Here is a 15,623-nt window from a genome sequence, read left to right as displayed (position 1 = left end):
CCAGGCTGCGTTGCGCAAGGGATAGGGCGCCCCGGCATGTAAACTGCTTGCACAGGCGTCAGCAGCGGGTTACAATATGCGCTTCACGACCAAATGGGCGGGTTTTCACCGCCCATTTTTTTTGGGCGTTTGTTTTTGCAACCCCTGATTTTACGAAGCTGCTTTTTTAGAACTGAATGGCATTACACGAGACGATTGAGCAAACAGTCACGGGACTGGGTTACGAGCTGGTGGACATCGAACGCACCGCCGGTGGTTTGCTGCGCGTGACGATTGACCAGCCCTATGTTCAGGGTGCCGAACAGTTCATCAATGCGGAAGACTGCGAAAAAGTCACGCGCCAGCTGCAGTTTGTGCTGGAAGTGGAGGGTACGGCGTATTCCCGGCTCGAGGTGAGCTCGCCGGGCATAGACCGGCCCTTGCGCAGTGAAAAGGATTTCGAGCGGTTTGCCGGCGAGTTGATCGACCTCACGCTGAAGGCGCCCATCGGTGCGGCGGCTGCGGCCGGTTCCGGGGTGTCGGCCAGCCGGAAAAAATTTCGCGGCACGCTTGAACGTGCGGCATCGGGATGGCAGATTGTGTGGAGCGAAGAGCCCGCCGTCAAACCCGGGCAAAAGGTAAGCAAGAAAAGGATTCCCGCGCCGCTGCAGGCGCTGGGTTTCACGCTGGATGAAATAGTGCAGGCGCGTCTGGCGCCCGTTGTCGACTTCAAGGGGCGCCGGCCGAAAAGCGCACCCGCCACAGAGATATAAAAGAAAGGCAGGCTTGTGAAATGAATCGCGAACTGTTGATGTTGGTTGATGCCATATCGCGTGAGAAAAATGTTGAACGTGACGTCGTCTTTGGCGCGGTCGAGCTGGCGCTCGCCTCGGCCACGAAAAAGGTGTACGCAGACGGTGTAGACATCCGCGTGGTGGTGGACCGCGATAGCGGCAACTATGAAACCTTCCGCCGCTGGCTGGTAGTGCCTGACGAAGCCGGCCTGCAAAATCCCGAAGCCGAAGAGCTGGTCAGCGATGCGCGCGACGAGATCGCGGACATCGAAGAAGGCGACTACATCGAAAAACCGGTTGAAAGCCTGCCGATCGGCCGTATTGGCGCGCAAGCGGCCAAACAGGTCATCCTCCAGAAAATCCGTGATGCCGAGCGCGAGATGCTGCTCAACGACTTCATGTCGCGCGGCGAGAAGATTTTTGTCGGCACCGTCAAGCGCATGGACAAGGGCGACATCATTGTCGAATCCGGCCGCGTTGAAGGCCGCCTGCGCCGCAGCGACATGATTCCGAAGGAAAACCTGCGCTCCGGTGACCGCGTCCGCGCCATGATCATGGAAGTTGACAACACCCTGCGCGGCGCGCCCATCATCCTGTCGCGCACTGCGCCCGAGTTCATGATCGAGCTGTTCCGCCAGGAAGTACCCGAGATCGAGCAGGGCCTGCTGGAGATCAAATCCTGCGCCCGCGACCCTGGTTCGCGCGCCAAGATTGCCGTGTTGTCGCATGACAAACGCGTCGATCCGATCGGCACCTGCGTCGGTGTGCGCGGCACCCGTGTCAACGGCGTGACCAACGAACTCGCCGGCGAACGCGTCGACATCGTGCTTTGGAGCGAGGACCCGGCCCAGTTCGTGATCGGTGCGCTGGCTCCGGCCAACGTGTCGTCCATCGTGGTGGACGAAGAGCGTCACGCCATGGATGTCGTGGTGGACGAGGAAAACCTCGCCATCTCGATCGGCCGCGGCGGCCAGAACGTGCGCCTTGCCGCCGAGCTGACCGGCTGGAAGATCAACATCATGACGGCCGACGAGTCCGCCGAAAAACAGTCGCTTGAAACCGACACCAGCCGCAAGCTGTTCATGGAAAAACTCGATGTGGACGAGGAAATCGCCGACATCCTGATCTCCGAGGGCTTCACCAGCCTGGAAGAAGTCGCCTATGTGCCGCTGCAGGAGATGCTGGAGATCGAGTCCTTCGATGAAGACACGGTCAACGAGTTGCGCACACGTGCCAAGGATGCCTTGTTGACGATGGAAATCGCCAGGGAAGAAGATGTCGAAGGCGTTTCGCAGAACCTGCGCGATGTCGAAGGCCTGACCCCCGAACTGATTGCCAAACTGACCGATGCGGGTGTGAGCACCCGTGACGACCTGGCCGATCTGGCCGTCGACGAATTAACCGATATCACCGGCCAGTCTGCGGACGAAGCCAAAGCCCTGATCATGACCGCGCGCGCGCATTGGTTTACCGATGAGGCTGCAGAGCCCGCTGCGCCGGCAACGGCCCAAGAGCAATGATCATGGAGGCCAGCAGGAAAAAAACATATGTCCAGTACCACTACCGTCGCTGAATTCGCAGCTGAACTGAATAAACCCACCGCCACCCTGATCGAGCAATTGACCAGTGCCGGTGTTGCCAAGGCGCAGGCCACGGATCCCCTGTCAGAGGCCGACAAGCAGAAGCTGCTGAGCTATCTGCAGGCGGCCCATGGCACGGCCAGTGCCGAGCGCAAGAAAATCACGCTGGTCAAGAAGTCGACCACCGAAATCAAGCAGGCCGATGCCACCGGCCGCGCCCGGACCATCCAGGTCGAGGTTCGCAAAAAACGCACCTTCATCAAGCGCGACGAAGGTTCTGACCAGCCTGTCGAAGAGGTGGCCGTGCCGGTTGCTGCACCGGAGGTGCCGGTGATTGATGCCGAACTGGTTCGCCGCGAGGAAGAAGCCAGCCGCCATGCCGAACTGCTGCGCCGGCAGGAAGAGGAGCTGTCGGAAAAACGCCGCCTGCGTGAAGAGCAGGATGCCAGGGACCAGGCCCTTGAAAACGAGCGCCAGGCCGCCGAGCAAAGTGCGCTGGCTGCTGCGCAAGCCGCCGAGGCCGCCAGGAAGCTGGAAAAACCAACCATCGGCAAAATCATTCCCGCCAAGGCCGTGGTTGTGGAAGCGCCTGCCGCGCCGGACAGCGCTGCCGTGGCGCTGGCGGCTTCGAAAGCTGCTGACGCCAGTGCCGCCCAGGCAGCGGCCAAGGCCAAGGCCACGGCAGAGTTCCAGGCCGACGCCGTGAAGGCGCAGGACCTGCAGGACCGCCGCAAGAAAGCCGAGGCGGAAGCCGCCGGCATTCGCGCCATGATGAATGCGCCCAAGCGTGTTCTGGTGCCCCACGTCGACCCCAAAGCCGTCATCAAGGGCACGCTGCACAAGCCTGCCGTGGTACCGGGCGCCGCCAAACCGGCAGCGCCGGGCGCGGTGGCGGGTGCCGCAGGCAAGAAGGAAGTCAAGTCGGAGAATCTGTCTTCGACCTGGAAAGACGATGTTGCCAAGAAGAAGGGGATTCCGAGCCGGGGCGCGCCTGTCGTGCCAGGCCGTGGCAACTTCCGTGGCGGCCCGCGCGGCCGTCGCAGTTCGGACCGCGATTCGCGTTCCGAGTCCACCTTTGTGGCGCCGACCGAATTCAAGGTCATCGAGGTGCATGTGCCGGAGACCATCACGGTAGCCGAACTCGCCCACAAGATGAGCGTGAAGTCCTCCGAGGTCATCAAACACCTGATGAAGCTGGGCCAGATGGTCACCATCAACCAGCCGCTGGACCAGGACACCGCGATGATTGTCGTGGAAGAAATGGGCCACAAGGCGGTGACGGCTTCGCTGGACGATCCGGAGGCTTTTGCCGACGAGGACGTCCAGGGCCAGCAGGCCGAGTTGCTGCCACGCGCCCCGGTCGTGACCGTCATGGGTCACGTTGACCACGGCAAGACCTCGCTGCTCGACTACATCCGCCGCGCCAAGGTGGCCTCCGGTGAAGCCGGCGGCATCACCCAGCACATCGGCGCCTACCACGTGGAAACCCCGCGCGGCATGGTGTCCTTCCTGGACACGCCGGGTCACGAGGCGTTTACCGCCATGCGTGCCCGTGGCGCCCAGGCCACCGACATCGTGATTCTGGTGGTGGCGGCCGACGACGGCGTCATGCCGCAGACCAAGGAAGCCATCAAACATGCGAAAGCGGCCGGGGTGCCCATCGTCGTGGCGATCAACAAGATCGACAAGCCGGGCATCAACATGGAGCGCGTCAAGGGCGAGCTGGTCACTGAAGAAGTGATTCCCGAAGAGTTCGGCGGCGACGTGCCCTTTGTCGGCGTGTCGGCCCATACCGGCGCCGGCATCGATGCCCTGCTCGAGCAGGTGCTGTTGCAGGCCGAAGTGCTGGAGCTCAAGGCGCCGGTGGATGCGCTGGCCAAAGGCCTGGTGATTGAAGCCCGGCTTGACAAGGGCCGCGGCCCGGTGGCGACCGTGCTGGTTCAGGCCGGCACGCTCAAGGCCGGCGACGTGGTGCTGGCCGGCTCGACCTTTGGCCGCGTGCGCGCCATGCTGGACGAAAACGGCAAGCCGATCAAGACGGCCGGTCCGTCGATTCCGGTGGAGATCCAGGGTCTGACGGAAGTGCCGCAGGCCGGTGATGAATTCATGGTCATGCTCGACGAACGTCGCGCCCGTGAAATCGCCACCTACCGTGCCGGCAAGTTCCGCAACACCAAGCTGGCCAAGCAGCAGGCCGCCAAGCTGGAGAACATGTTCTCCGACATCGGCGCCGGCGAAGTCAAGATGTTGCCCATCATCATCAAGGCCGATGTGCAGGGTTCGCAGGAAGCGCTGGCCCAGTCGCTGCTCAAGCTCTCGACCGACGAGGTCAAGGTGCAGCTGGTGTACTCCGGCGTCGGCGGCATTTCCGAGTCCGACGTCAATCTGGCCATCGCCTCCAAGGCCGTGGTGATCGGGTTCAACACCCGCGCCGATGCCCAGGCCCGCAAGCTGGCAGAAAACAACGGTGTGGACCTTCGCTACTACAACATCATTTACGATGCGGTGGACGAACTGCGCGCCGCGATGTCGGGCATGCTGACGCCGGACAAGAAGGAAGAAGTCATCGGTACGGCCGAAATTCGCCAGGTGTTCAAGGTCAGCAAGATCGGCTCGATCGCCGGCTGTATGGTCACCGCCGGTGTGGTTCGCCGCAGTGCGCGTCTGCGCCTGCTGCGCGAAAACATCGTCATCTTCACGGGTGAACTCGACTCGCTCAAGCGTTTCAAGGACGATGCCAAAGAGGTCAAGGAAGGCTTCGAGTGCGGCTTGAACGTCAAGGGCTACAACGACATCCAGGTCGGCGACATGCTGGAGTTCTTTGAAATCCGTGAAGTGGCCAGGACGCTGGAGGCCTGAAGACCTTAAGACTGCCTTGCGGCTGGCGCCACACGGGGCCAGCCGCCCCAACTCCCCCAATTTTTTATGCGTAAAAAATCATCCACCCCGAATCGCGGTTTTCGCGTCGCCGACCAGATCCAGCGCGATCTGACGGAGTTGATCGCGCGCGAACTGAAAGACCCGCGGGTCGGGATGGTGACGATCCAGGCCGTCGAGGTGACGCCGGACTACGCACATGCCAAGGTGTTTTTCAGCGTGCTGATCGGCGACCCGAAAGAGTGCGAAACAGCGCTGAACCAGGCCGCGGGCTTTCTGCGCAACGGCCTGTTCAAGAAGCTGATGATCCACACGGTGCCGACCCTGCATTTCCAGTTTGACCGCACGACCGAACGTGCGGCCGACATGAACGCCCTGATTGCCAAGGCGGTTTCTTCCCGCGCCCAGGACGACTGAGTTCGCGCCGTTTCCCTTGATGACAGGTTCAGGGACAACGGTGCCAACAGAGTGCGCGGCCAGCCCGTGCGCCGAGCCTGTCGGAATTTATGACGCAAACAACTTCTCATCGCCAGGCCCCGCGGGGCCAAAAGATACAGCGACGTCCCGTGCACGGCGTGCTGCTGCTCGACAAGCCGCTCGGCCTGTCGAGCAATCAGGCCTTGCAGAAGGCCAAATGGCTGCTGCGTGCCGACAAGGCCGGCCACACCGGCACGCTGGATCCGCTGGCCACCGGCGTGTTGCCCCTGTGTTTCGGGGCGGCCACCAAGTTCAGTCAGTTGCAGCTCGATGCCGACAAGACCTATGAAGCCGTGCTGCTGCTGGGCCAGAAAACCAGCACCGCCGACGCCGAAGGCGATGTGATTGAGACCCGGCCGGTGCCGGCCATCACGCTCGAATTGCTGGCAGAGATGACACGCCGCTTCACCGGCCCGCTGGCGCAGGTACCACCCATGTATTCGGCCCTGAAAAAAGACGGCAAGGCGCTCTACGAATACGCGCGCAAGGGCGAGGAAGTTGAGCGGGAAGCCCGCCACATCACGATCTACAAGCTGAATATGACTCCAGCCCAGGACCCACGAGCGCCGGCAGCTATCAAAATAATAGTGTCCTGCAGCAAGGGCACCTACATCCGCACGCTCGGGGAAGACATCGGCGAGGCCATCGGCTGCGGCGCCCACCTCGGGTCGCTGCGGCGCCTGGAGACCGGCGGCTACACCGACCGCCAGTGCGTGAGCCTGCCGGCACTCGAAGCCATGAGCGAGGCCGAACGTGAGGCCTGTTTGCTGCCGGTGCAGTCGCTGGTGGCGGGCTTTCCGTCTGTCACATTGGGCGCTGATGATGCAGGGCGGTTCCTGAGCGGCTTGCGGCGTCGCGGCAGCCCGGGCCAGTGGGGGCCGGACAGCGCGATGGTGCAGGTCTATGGCCCTTCGACGGGCTCAGGACAGGCTCCTTCGACGGGCTCAGGACCGGCAACGGACCGGCCGGCCTTTCTGGGCTCGGCCCATGTCACCGCCGATGAGTTGATCCCCGGGCGCCTGCTCAGCCCGATTGAAATCCAGGACATGCTGGTTGCCAGCCCGTCCCTTGCTTCCAGCCCTGCGGCACCTGCCGCATTGGCCCATTAACCAGCCACCGAATTGAAGTTTTTAGAAAGCGAACCATGAGCCACAAGCAAATCCGAAACATCGCCATCATTGCCCACGTTGACCACGGCAAGACCACCATGGTCGACCAGCTGCTGCGCCAGTCCGGCACCTTTGCCGAACACGAAAAAGTGGTCGACACCGTGATGGACAACAACGCCATCGAGAAAGAGCGTGGCATCACCATCCTGGCCAAGAACTGCGCCGTGACCTGGGAAGGCACCCACATCAACATCGTCGATACCCCCGGCCACGCCGACTTCGGCGGTGAAGTCGAGCGCGCCCTGTCCATGGTTGACGGCGTGGTGCTGCTGATCGACGCGCAGGAAGGCCCGATGCCGCAGACGCGTTTCGTGACCAAGAAGGCGCTGGCGCTGGGCCTCAAGCCCATCCTGGTGGTCAACAAGGTGGACAAGCCCGGCGCGCGTCCCGACTACGTGGTCAACGCCGCTTTTGACCTGTTCGACAAGCTTGGTGCCACCGACGAACAGCTCGATTTTCCCGTGGTTTACGCCTCGGGCATCAATGGCTGGTCGTCGATGGAAGAGGGCGCGCCCGGTGAGCAGTGGGGTCCCGACATGTCGGCCCTGTTCAACACCGTGCTCAAGCATGTGCCGCATCAGGAAGGTGATCCGGCAGCGCCGTTGCAGCTGCAGATTTCCGCGCTCGACTTCTCGACCTTTGTGGGCCGCATTGGTGTGGGCCGCATCAGCCAAGGGACGATCAAGCCGATGATGGACGTGGTGGTGATGGAAGGCCCGGACGGCAAGGCCGTCAAGGGACGGATCAACCAGGTGTTGACCTTCCAGGGCCTGGAACGTGTGCAGACCGAAGAAGCCGGCCCCGGTGAAATCGTGCTGATCAACGGCCTGACCGATATCGGTATCGGCGTGACCATCACCGATCCCGTCAACCCTGCGCCGTTGCCCATGCTCAAGGTCGATGAGCCGACCCTGACCATGAACTTCTGCGTCAACACCAGCCCACTGGCCGGCCGTGAAGGCAAGTTTGTCACCAGCCGCCAGATCTGGGACCGCCTGCAGAAAGAGCTGCAACACAACGTGGCCCTGCGCGTGAAGGAAACCGACGAAGAAGGCATTTTTGAAGTCATGGGCCGCGGCGAACTGCACCTGACCATCCTGCTGGAAAACATGCGCCGCGAAGGCTTCGAGCTGGCGGTGTCCAAACCCCGCGTGGTGTATCGCGACGTCGATGGCGTGCGCCACGAGCCGATCGAGCTGGTCACGGCCGACATCGAGGAAACCCATCAGGGCGGCGTGATGCAGGCCCTCGGTGAGCGCAAGGGCGACCTGGTCAACATGGAATCCGACGGCCGTGGCCGCGTGCGCCTCGAGTACCGCATTCCGGCACGTGGCCTGATCGGTTTCACTAACGAATTCCTGAACCTGACGCGTGGTTCCGGCCTGATCTCCAACATCTTCGACAGCTATGAGCCGCACAAGGGCGAGATCGGCGGCCGCAAGAACGGCGTGCTGATTTCCATGGACGACGGTGAAATCTTCACCTACGCCCTGGGCAAGCTGGACGACCGTGGCCGCATGTTCGTCAAGGCCAACGATCCGGTGTACGAAGGCATGATTGTCGGCATCCACTCCAGGGACAACGACCTGGTGGTCAACGCGACGCGTACCAAACAGCTGACCAACTTCCGCGTGTCCGGCAAGGAAGACGCGATCAAGATCACGCCGCCTATCGAATTGACGCTGGAATACGGCGTCGAGTTCATCGAGGACGACGAACTGGTCGAGATCACACCCAAGTCGGTCCGCCTGCGCAAGCGTTACCTCAAAGAGAGCGAGCGCAAGCGCTCCGGCCGCTAAGAAATCAAAAGGCGGTGCGGGCACCCAGGTGCCCGCCCGCCTTTTTTCTTTTTTTGGGACACCATGAAACTGACGCACAGCCGCGCCGTACTCCTGATGATCGCGATCACGCTGATGTGGTCGATCGCGGGCGTGGTGACGCGCCATCTTGAATCGGCGCGCAGTTTTGAAGTGACCTTCTGGCGCAGTTTTTTCACGCTGCTGTCCTTGCTGGTCATCCTGCCGCTGTTCCAGGGGCGCACGGTGTTCTCCAGAATCCGCCATGCGGGCCGCTTCCTGTGGCTGTCGGGGGTTTGCTGGAGCATCATGTTCACCGCCTTCATGCTGGCGCTGACCATGACCAGCGTGGCCAATGTGCTGGTGACCATGGCGCTCGGGCCTTTCCTGACCGCGTTGATCGCCAGGGTGTTCATCGGCCACCGCATTCCTCCCCGCACCTGGGTGGCCATTGCCGTGGCGGGCGTGGGCATTGCCTGGATGTACGGCAGCCAGCTCACCATGGGCGGCGGTATCGCGCAGTTCGCCGGCACGCTGGTGGCCCTGCTGGTGCCCATGGCCGCGGCCGTGAACTGGACCGTGGTGCAGCGCAGCCAGGCGCATGGCGAAAAAATTGACCTGGTGCCGGCCGTGCTGGTGGGTGCGGCGATTTCCTCGCTGCTCACGCTGCCGCTGGCGTTTCCGTTTGTCGCGACGCCGCATGACATCGGCCTGCTGGCCCTGCTGGGCCTGGTCCAGCTGGCGATCCCCTGTGTGCTGTCGGTGGTCTGTGCCCGCGTGCTGAAAGCGCCCGAGATGGCCCTGCTGGCGCTGCTGGAGATCATTTTCGGCATTCTGCTGGCCTGGGCCGGTGCGGGCGAGGTGCCCGCTGCCAGTGTGCTGACCGGCGGCCTGCTGGTTATCGGGGCGCTGGTCGCCAATGAATTGATGGGATGGAGACAGAGAGCATGAACCAGACAACACACACACCGCCCCACAGCGACATCCTGACCGAGGTCCGCGGGCGGGTCGGCTTCATCACGCTGAACCGGCCCAAGGCACTCAATGCGCTCTCGCTGTCCATGGTGCGCGACCTGTCGGCGGCGCTGACGGCATGGCAGGGTGATGCGGCCGTGGTGGCCGTGGCCATTCGGGGCACCAACAAGGCGGGACGTCCCGGCACGCCGGAAAGCCTGTTCGGCGGCTTTTGCGCCGGCGGCGATATCCGCTTTTTCCACCAGGCAGCGCTGGCCGGTGACACGGACCTGGACGCGTTTTTCACCGAGGAATACCGCCTCAACCACCTGATCCAGCACTACCCCAAACCCTACATTGCCTTCATGGACGGTGTGGTGATGGGCGGCGGCATGGGAATCAGTGTCGGAGCGAAGGTCCGCATCGTGACCGAACACACCAAAATGGCCATGCCGGAAACCAACATCGGGTTGTTTCCCGATGTCGGTGGCGGCTACTTCCTCAGCCGCTGCCCTGGCAGTGCGGGGGAGTACCTGGCGTTGACCGGGGCGGTCATCGGTGCCGGCGAGGCGCTGGCGTACGGCCTGGCCGACATCGAGCGGCCCGCTGCCAGCCTGCCGGGTCTGTGGCAGCAACTGGGCGATCAGGCCTTTTCCGGTGTTTCCGCGGCCGAGCAATGGGTTGCTACTAATTTGATAGCTGATGGCGCCCGTCCTGAAAGGGCTGATGGCAAATTTGATACTTATTTTTCGCTGGCCCGGGTGAAACACATCGTCGATGCCCTGGAAGCCGCGAAGGACGATGACTGGGCGCAAAAGACCGCCGCCGTGCTGCGCAAACGGTCACCGTTGATGCTGCATGTGACCCTGGAGCAGATCCGCCGTGCCCGCAGCATGAGCCTGGCGGACGATTTGCGCATGGAGCGCGACATGGTGCACCACTGCTTTCACCTCAGGCCAGGCGCGGCCAGCGAAACGGTCGAGGGCATACGCGCGCTGGCCGTCGACAAGGACTACACGCCGAAGTGGAACCCGGCCCGCATTGAAGACGTCAAGCCGCAGATGGTGCAGGCGTTTTTCGCCAGTCCCTGGGCGGCCGAAGCGCATCCATTGCGCGATCTTTAAAGCTGCTGGTAGACCAGCTCGGCCAGCCGCATCAGCTCCTCGCGCGCGACCGGGCCGCTCATGGCATAACCGAAGCCCTGGTCCATCCAGTAAAACGCCGGCACCGGGCCGTCGTGGCTGTAACGAAAAGCGGTTTCCGCGTTCGCCGGCTTGCCTGCCACGGGGCTGCCATCGAGCGCACCCAGGTACAGGGTCACACGCACGCCCGCAGCGTTCTGGAACATGAACTGCGCGCGGGCGCCGCCATCGCCGGGTAACAGCCGGCCGCCCACCAGTTCATACCCCTGGCTGGACAGCAGGGGCACCTTGAGCGGCTTGCCCAGGCGTTTGGACAGCCATTGCACCAGGTGTTCCTGCTGGGCCGCGCCGACCTCCACCGGATGCCGAACTTCCGGCGCAAACGCCGCATGGGCCAGCGTGGCCTGGTGGACAAACGCCTGGCTGGCGCGTGCCGCATGACCTGCGGCAAAAGGGGCCATGCTGCCGAATTGACCGTGCGCCGTCCAGCCGACGGCAAAAGCCAGCAGCACACCGGCGGCCATGCCGCCCCAACGCCACCACGGGTCCAGCGCCTGCCGCTCGCGCGTGCTGCGTTGCACGGCCGCCAGCAGGGTGTCAGGAATGGGTTCGTCCAGCAGTTCGCCGTGCAGGCCGCGCAGCGCTTCACGCTGGTCCTGCCAGGCCTTGAAGGTTTCGCCGGCCACGGGATCGTCCGCGACGCGCGCCATGGCGGCGGCCCGCTGTGCGGCCGTCAGTTGCCCATCGACCAGCGCATTGAGTTCGTCGTGGGTCAGGGGAGATGTTCTTGAAGCGTCCATGGCGGTGTGGGCTTGTTACGGGAGGCGCCGCAAGGCGGAAACGTTCCTGGTGCTGTCCGTCGTTGCCTGAGGCTGTGCCGGTTGGTCCATCAGTTCACGCAGGCGGCTGCGTGCCCGCGAGAGGCGCGACATCACGGTGCCCAGCGGCACGCCGACCACGCGGGCGACCTGCTCGTAACTCATGTCTTCCAGGCTGACGAGAAGCAGCACGGCGCGCTGGTCGTCCGGCAGCCGGAGCAGGCAACGCTGCAGGTCCAGGGCCTGGCCCTGCCTGGCGTCGGGTGCGGCCAACGTGTGGGCCAGTTCATCCACGTCGAGCGCGGGGCCAGCCTGCCATTGCCGCGCCGCGCTGCGCCGCTGGTTCATGAACAGGTTGTGCATCAGGGTGAAGAGCCAGGCCCGCAGATCGGACCCGGCCGCCCACAGACGCCATTTGCTGCAGGCCCGCTCCAGCGTGTCCTGCACCAGGTCGTCGGCGGCCCAGGCATTGCCGGTCAGCGCGCGGGCGTAACGCCGCAACCCCGGAATCTGGGTAATCAGCTCGGAACGGTCCATGGGCTGCAGTCGTGCGACTGAAGAAGGTTCAGGGCTTGACGATGTGCCAGACGTTCTGCACGCCGTCACCGGTCTTGTCGCCGGCCTTGGTGTCCTTGACCCAGTAGTACAGCGGCTTGCCTTTCATGGCCCACTGTTTTTTTCCGTCGTCGCGCGTGATCACCGTGTAGTCGCCGGAGGCCTTGTCCGTCTCGGCGGCCATCAGCGGCGGCCAGTTGGTGGCGCAAGGGCCGTTGCAGACGGACTTGCCACTGCCCGTGACATCGCGGTCAAAGGTATACAGCGTCATGCCGTTCGGGCCGACCAGCACGCCATCGGCGACTTTGGCAGGCGGGCTGGACATGGAGGCACAGCCGCCGAGAAGGGCGGCGGTGAGGACGGCGATGGTCAGGAATTTCATGGTGAGCTCCGGTAGTTGAGGTGGGTGGGGCAGAGCAGCTCTGCGTCCACACAAACACCTGTCGGCGCCAGTTTATTCCCTGCCGCGCAGAATATTTCTGAAAGACAAGGTTCGGCCAGGCACGGAAGTCAGCGGCTGCGCGACTTCATCGCGCGTTCGACCTCGCGTTTGCCCTCGCGGTCCTTGATGGTGTCGCGCTTGTCGTGTTCGCCCTTGCCCTTGGCCAGTCCCACCTCGCATTTGACCTTGCCGGCCTTCCAATGCAGGTTCAGCGGCACCAGCGTGAAGCCCTTTTGCTCGATCTTGCCAATCAGGCGGCGGATCTCGTCCTTGTGCATCAGCAGCTTTTTGGTGCGCACCGAGTCCGGCCGGACGTGGGTGGACGCGGTCCCGAGCGGGTTGATCTGGCAGCCGATCAGGAACAGCTCGCCGTTGCGGATCACCACGTAACCATCGGTCAGCTGCACCTTGCCCTCGCGCAGCGACTTGACCTCCCAGCCCTCGAGCACCATGCCGGCCTCGAAGCGCTCTTCAATGTGGTAGTTGAACGTGGCTTTCTTGTTGTCGGCAATGCGCACGGCGGCAGCGGCCGCCTTGGGTGTGAGGTTGATCGCGGGCTTGCCCGCGGATTTTCCGGATGACGCGGCGGCCGGTTTTTTGGAGGATGCTTCTTTGGTGGCCATGGGTAAAAGGTAAGGGCGGCATCAGGGCCTGTGCACCCTAATTTTGCAAGTGCGAAAGCGGTTAAAACAGCGCCAATCAAGGCGCGCGACGACGCCCAGACTGGGCGTCTGGGCTAGGAGTGCAACGCAGAGTGGCGCTGTTTTAACCCCTTTCCCTTCGGGTTGCGGCCAAAAAAACCATGCGCGGTGTTGCAAAGCCTCGCTGGAGTTCACTCCAGCTTCATTTTGCGCCTTGCTCACGGCTTTTTTGACTCGCAACGCATCTTGTAAAAATAGGGGTGAACAGGCCCAATACAATCGAGCGCAGCCCATGATTGTATGAAAACCGTTCACAAGTCCGTTTTGATCTGGTACAGCGCAGCCGAAATGTTCGCCCTGGTCACCGATGTCGCCAGCTACCCGCAGTTTTTGCCCTGGTGCGACCAGACCAGAGTAATCGAAGAAGACGCGCGCGGCATGACGGCCAAGGTGGGCATCGCCTTTGCCGGCATTCACCAGAGCTTCACCACCCGCAACACCCACGTGCCGGACCGCCAGGTCTCGCTCAAACTGGTGGATGGCCCTTTTTCAAAGCTCGACGGCGACTGGGACTTCACCCCCCTGGGCGACGGCAGCCAGCGCGCCTGCAAGGTGGACCTGACCCTGCGCTACGACTTCGACAACGCGGCGCTGGCAGCGCTGGTAGGCCCCGTGTTTGACAAGATCGCCGGCAGCCTGGTCGATGCCTTTGTCAAAAGGGCCGCCCAGGTTTATGGCGAGGCCTCGGCCTGAACGCCATGATGGCGCTGGACATTTCCCTGCTGTATTCGCCCGGGCCACGCGAGGTGCGCGAGTGGCAGGTGACACTGCCGGCCGGCAGCACCGTGGCGCAGGCCATTGCAGCCAGCGGCATACTGACCGAGTTTCCGGATCTGGCGGCAGGCCGGCTTTGGGTTGGCATCTGGGGGCGCAAAACCAGTTTGCGCCAGGAACTGCATCAGCAGGACCGACTGGAGATTTATCGCCCGCTGAGGGTGGACCCCAAGATCGCGCGGCGCGAGCGCTTCAATAAACAGGGCGTGAAGAAATCTGGGCTGTTTGCCAGGAAAAGGGCAGGGGCCAAAGCCGGATACTGAACTGCGAGGGCGGGCTTAGTTGCAGTCCCTGTCAACAATGGCTTGCACGCGTTTGCTTTCAGCTGCACGTGCATTGTCGTCCATGATCTCGCGTTCACCTTTGGCATTCGTGGTGGCGACCCGTACGCCGGATTGAAAAGTAGCCAGTCCTTTTTTGGCCTGCTCGCAATTTGCAGCTTTGGCTTGGGCCACTTTTTCCTCTTCGGCCTTCTTCTTTCGAGCTTCCTCTTCGTCAAGCTTTTTCTTCTTGGCTTCCAGCTCCGCATCCTTGCCGGAAATTTTCGGGGTATTGGCCTTCGCGGCCGGCGCTGCCGTTGCTGCTGCAACGGGTGCGGCGCCCTCGGCGGGCTCGGTGGCGGCTACGGGCGCCTTGGCCCGTCCCCGGCCGCCGGGCTGCTTGAGGATGTCCTTGTCCTGGATGTCGGTTGGCGGCGGGCGGTCACTGAACACCTTGCGGCCGTCTTTGCCTATCCACTGCCACTGGGCGGCTGCCGACAGCGCAAAAGTCCACCCGGCAAGCAGCAAAAGAAGGTGTTTGGGCGTGAGTTTCAGTTCCATGGGATCAGTGTACTGGTTGCGCTCCTGCAAGCGAAGATGAACGCTGTTTGGCGTGGCCTTTTTGTAACGCGGCAGGCAAGACTTTCAGCGCTAGGGTTTGTACCGACCGGCGCGGGTACAATCGTATTTTTGGAGCCATCCCTATGCGCCTACTCGGCAAAGCGCTCACCTTCGACGACGTATTGTTGGTGCCAGCGTTCTCCCAGGTCCTGCCCAAGGACACCTCGCTTTCCACCCAGTTCTCAAGAAACATCCGCCTGAACCTGCCCCTGGTCTCGGCTGCGATGGACACGGTCACCGAAGCCCGGCTGGCCATTGCCATTGCGCAGGAGGGCGGAATCGGCATTGTTCATAAAAACCTGACAGCGCAGGAGCAGGCTGCCCATGTGGCCAAGGTCAAGCGTTATGAGTCGGGCGTCGTGCGCGATCCGGTGGTCATCACGCCCGAACACACCGTGCTGCAGATACTGGAACTGTCCGAGCAGCTCGGCATCTCGGGCTTTCCGGTCTGCGACGGCGGCAAGGTGGTGGGCATCGTGACCAGCCGCGATCTGCGCTTTGAGACCCGCTACGACGTCAAGGCGCACCAGATCATGACGCCGAGCGAGAAGCTGATCACGGTCAAGGAAGGCACGTCTGCCGCCGAGGCCAAGGCCCTGCTCAATAAATACAAGCTTGAACGCCTGCTGGTGGTCAACGACGACTTTGAACTCAAGGGCCTGATCACGGTCAAGGACATCACCA

The 15,623-nt window shown here is 62.7% G+C and carries 16 protein-coding genes; 11 read left to right on the top strand and 5 right to left on the bottom strand.

Going from position 1 to position 15,623, the window contains the following annotated elements:
* Nucleotides 1–176: 176 nt before the first annotated feature.
* From rimP to PSV40_RS07145, 8 genes are all read left to right on the top strand, one after another.
* A complete protein-coding gene (gene rimP / locus PSV40_RS07180; protein WP_300536078.1) occupies nucleotides 177–752 on the top strand; it encodes a ribosome maturation factor RimP in 576 nt (191 codons plus the stop codon).
* 20 nt (nucleotides 753–772) lie between these two features.
* Nucleotides 773–2,293 carry a transcription termination factor NusA gene (gene nusA / locus PSV40_RS07175; protein ID WP_300536076.1) on the top strand — a complete coding sequence of 507 codons (1,521 nt, stop codon included), beginning with the start codon at nucleotides 773–775 and terminating at the stop codon, nucleotides 2,291–2,293.
* Nucleotides 2,294–2,320: 27 nt separating this feature from the next.
* Nucleotides 2,321–5,212: a translation initiation factor IF-2 gene (gene infB, locus PSV40_RS07170; RefSeq protein WP_300536074.1), complete on the top strand. Its 2,892-nt coding sequence runs from the start codon at nucleotides 2,321–2,323 to the stop codon at nucleotides 5,210–5,212.
* A gap of 66 nt (nucleotides 5,213–5,278) precedes the next feature.
* A complete protein-coding gene (gene rbfA / locus PSV40_RS07165) occupies nucleotides 5,279–5,647 on the top strand; it encodes a 30S ribosome-binding factor RbfA (protein ID WP_077594385.1) in 369 nt (122 codons plus the stop codon).
* Nucleotides 5,648–5,736: 89 nt separating this feature from the next.
* Nucleotides 5,737–6,816, top strand: coding sequence for a tRNA pseudouridine(55) synthase TruB (truB, locus tag PSV40_RS07160; protein ID WP_300536073.1), 1,080 nt, complete (start codon nucleotides 5,737–5,739; stop codon nucleotides 6,814–6,816).
* A 35-nt stretch (nucleotides 6,817–6,851) separates the two neighbouring features.
* Nucleotides 6,852–8,675, top strand: a complete 1,824-nt coding sequence (typA, locus tag PSV40_RS07155) for a translational GTPase TypA (protein ID WP_300536072.1) — start codon at nucleotides 6,852–6,854, stop codon at nucleotides 8,673–8,675.
* A gap of 63 nt (nucleotides 8,676–8,738) precedes the next feature.
* Nucleotides 8,739–9,623 carry a DMT family transporter gene (locus PSV40_RS07150; RefSeq protein ID WP_300536070.1) on the top strand — a complete coding sequence of 295 codons (885 nt, stop codon included), beginning with the start codon at nucleotides 8,739–8,741 and terminating at the stop codon, nucleotides 9,621–9,623.
* Entirely contained in the window at nucleotides 9,620–10,750 is a 1,131-nt protein-coding gene (locus PSV40_RS07145; RefSeq protein ID WP_300536068.1) for an enoyl-CoA hydratase/isomerase family protein, read from the top strand. The genes PSV40_RS07150 and PSV40_RS07145 overlap by 4 nt, the downstream gene beginning before the upstream one ends.
* On the opposite strand, the gene PSV40_RS07140 is transcribed toward PSV40_RS07145, so the two are convergent.
* The 4 genes from PSV40_RS07140 to smpB form a co-directional block, all read right to left on the bottom strand.
* Nucleotides 10,747–11,568 carry an anti-sigma factor gene (locus PSV40_RS07140; RefSeq protein WP_300536066.1) on the bottom strand — a complete coding sequence of 274 codons (822 nt, stop codon included), beginning with the start codon at nucleotides 11,566–11,568 and terminating at the stop codon, nucleotides 10,747–10,749. The two genes, PSV40_RS07145 and PSV40_RS07140, sit on opposite strands and share 4 nt — an antisense overlap.
* Before the next feature lie 15 nt (nucleotides 11,569–11,583).
* Complete coding sequence (locus PSV40_RS07135) at nucleotides 11,584–12,123, bottom strand: sigma-70 family RNA polymerase sigma factor (RefSeq protein ID WP_300536064.1); 540 nt, start codon at nucleotides 12,121–12,123, stop codon at nucleotides 11,584–11,586.
* A gap of 28 nt (nucleotides 12,124–12,151) precedes the next feature.
* Nucleotides 12,152–12,523, bottom strand: a complete 372-nt coding sequence (locus PSV40_RS07130) for a hypothetical protein (protein WP_300536063.1) — start codon at nucleotides 12,521–12,523, stop codon at nucleotides 12,152–12,154.
* Nucleotides 12,524–12,651: 128 nt separating this feature from the next.
* Nucleotides 12,652–13,206 (bottom strand): SsrA-binding protein SmpB, encoded by a 555-nt coding sequence (gene smpB / locus PSV40_RS07125; RefSeq protein ID WP_300536061.1) that lies wholly within the window; start codon nucleotides 13,204–13,206, stop codon nucleotides 12,652–12,654.
* A gap of 318 nt (nucleotides 13,207–13,524) precedes the next feature.
* Between smpB and PSV40_RS07120 the strand changes: the two genes are divergently transcribed.
* Complete coding sequence (locus PSV40_RS07120; RefSeq protein ID WP_300536059.1) at nucleotides 13,525–13,977, top strand: type II toxin-antitoxin system RatA family toxin; 453 nt, start codon at nucleotides 13,525–13,527, stop codon at nucleotides 13,975–13,977.
* 8 nt (nucleotides 13,978–13,985) lie between these two features.
* A complete protein-coding gene (locus PSV40_RS07115) occupies nucleotides 13,986–14,321 on the top strand; it encodes an RnfH family protein (RefSeq protein ID WP_300536057.1) in 336 nt (111 codons plus the stop codon).
* Nucleotides 14,322–14,336: 15 nt separating this feature from the next.
* Here the strand turns inward: PSV40_RS07115 and PSV40_RS07110 are convergent, their stop codons facing one another.
* Nucleotides 14,337–14,879 (bottom strand): DUF4124 domain-containing protein, encoded by a 543-nt coding sequence (locus PSV40_RS07110; protein ID WP_300536055.1) that lies wholly within the window; start codon nucleotides 14,877–14,879, stop codon nucleotides 14,337–14,339.
* A gap of 143 nt (nucleotides 14,880–15,022) precedes the next feature.
* On the opposite strand from PSV40_RS07110, the gene PSV40_RS07105 reads away from it, so the two are divergent.
* A partial coding sequence (locus PSV40_RS07105; protein ID WP_300536053.1) for an IMP dehydrogenase occupies nucleotides 15,023–15,623 on the top strand: 601 nt, incomplete at its 3' end.

Origin of the sequence: Polaromonas sp. (assembly GCF_029945925.1) — a bacterium.
Lineage (GTDB): Bacteria > Pseudomonadota > Gammaproteobacteria > Burkholderiales > Burkholderiaceae_C > Polaromonas.
The sequence above is the reverse complement of the archived record's forward strand: the minus strand, read 5'-3'. Positions and strand labels throughout refer to the sequence as shown.

Coding starts and splice junctions, on each gene's coding strand:
- rbfA (WP_077594385.1), top strand. CDS start 5,279: ATGCGTAAAAAATCATCCACCCCGAATCGCGGTTTTCGCGTCGCCGAC.
- PSV40_RS07140 (WP_300536066.1), bottom strand. CDS start 11,568: ATGGACGCTTCAAGAACATCTCCCCTGACCCACGACGAACTCAATGCG.
- PSV40_RS07115 (WP_300536057.1), top strand. CDS start 13,986: ATGGCGCTGGACATTTCCCTGCTGTATTCGCCCGGGCCACGCGAGGTG.
- PSV40_RS07135 (WP_300536064.1), bottom strand. CDS start 12,123: ATGGACCGTTCCGAGCTGATTACCCAGATTCCGGGGTTGCGGCGTTAC.
- rimP (WP_300536078.1), top strand. CDS start 177: ATGGCATTACACGAGACGATTGAGCAAACAGTCACGGGACTGGGTTAC.
- smpB (WP_300536061.1), bottom strand. CDS start 13,206: ATGGCCACCAAAGAAGCATCCTCCAAAAAACCGGCCGCCGCGTCATCC.
- PSV40_RS07120 (WP_300536059.1), top strand. CDS start 13,525: ATGAAAACCGTTCACAAGTCCGTTTTGATCTGGTACAGCGCAGCCGAA.
- PSV40_RS07150 (WP_300536070.1), top strand. CDS start 8,739: ATGAAACTGACGCACAGCCGCGCCGTACTCCTGATGATCGCGATCACG.
- nusA (WP_300536076.1), top strand. CDS start 773: ATGAATCGCGAACTGTTGATGTTGGTTGATGCCATATCGCGTGAGAAA.
- PSV40_RS07130 (WP_300536063.1), bottom strand. CDS start 12,523: ATGAAATTCCTGACCATCGCCGTCCTCACCGCCGCCCTTCTCGGCGGC.
- infB (WP_300536074.1), top strand. CDS start 2,321: ATGTCCAGTACCACTACCGTCGCTGAATTCGCAGCTGAACTGAATAAA.
- truB (WP_300536073.1), top strand. CDS start 5,737: ATGACGCAAACAACTTCTCATCGCCAGGCCCCGCGGGGCCAAAAGATA.
- typA (WP_300536072.1), top strand. CDS start 6,852: ATGAGCCACAAGCAAATCCGAAACATCGCCATCATTGCCCACGTTGAC.
- PSV40_RS07110 (WP_300536055.1), bottom strand. CDS start 14,879: ATGGAACTGAAACTCACGCCCAAACACCTTCTTTTGCTGCTTGCCGGG.
- PSV40_RS07145 (WP_300536068.1), top strand. CDS start 9,620: ATGAACCAGACAACACACACACCGCCCCACAGCGACATCCTGACCGAG.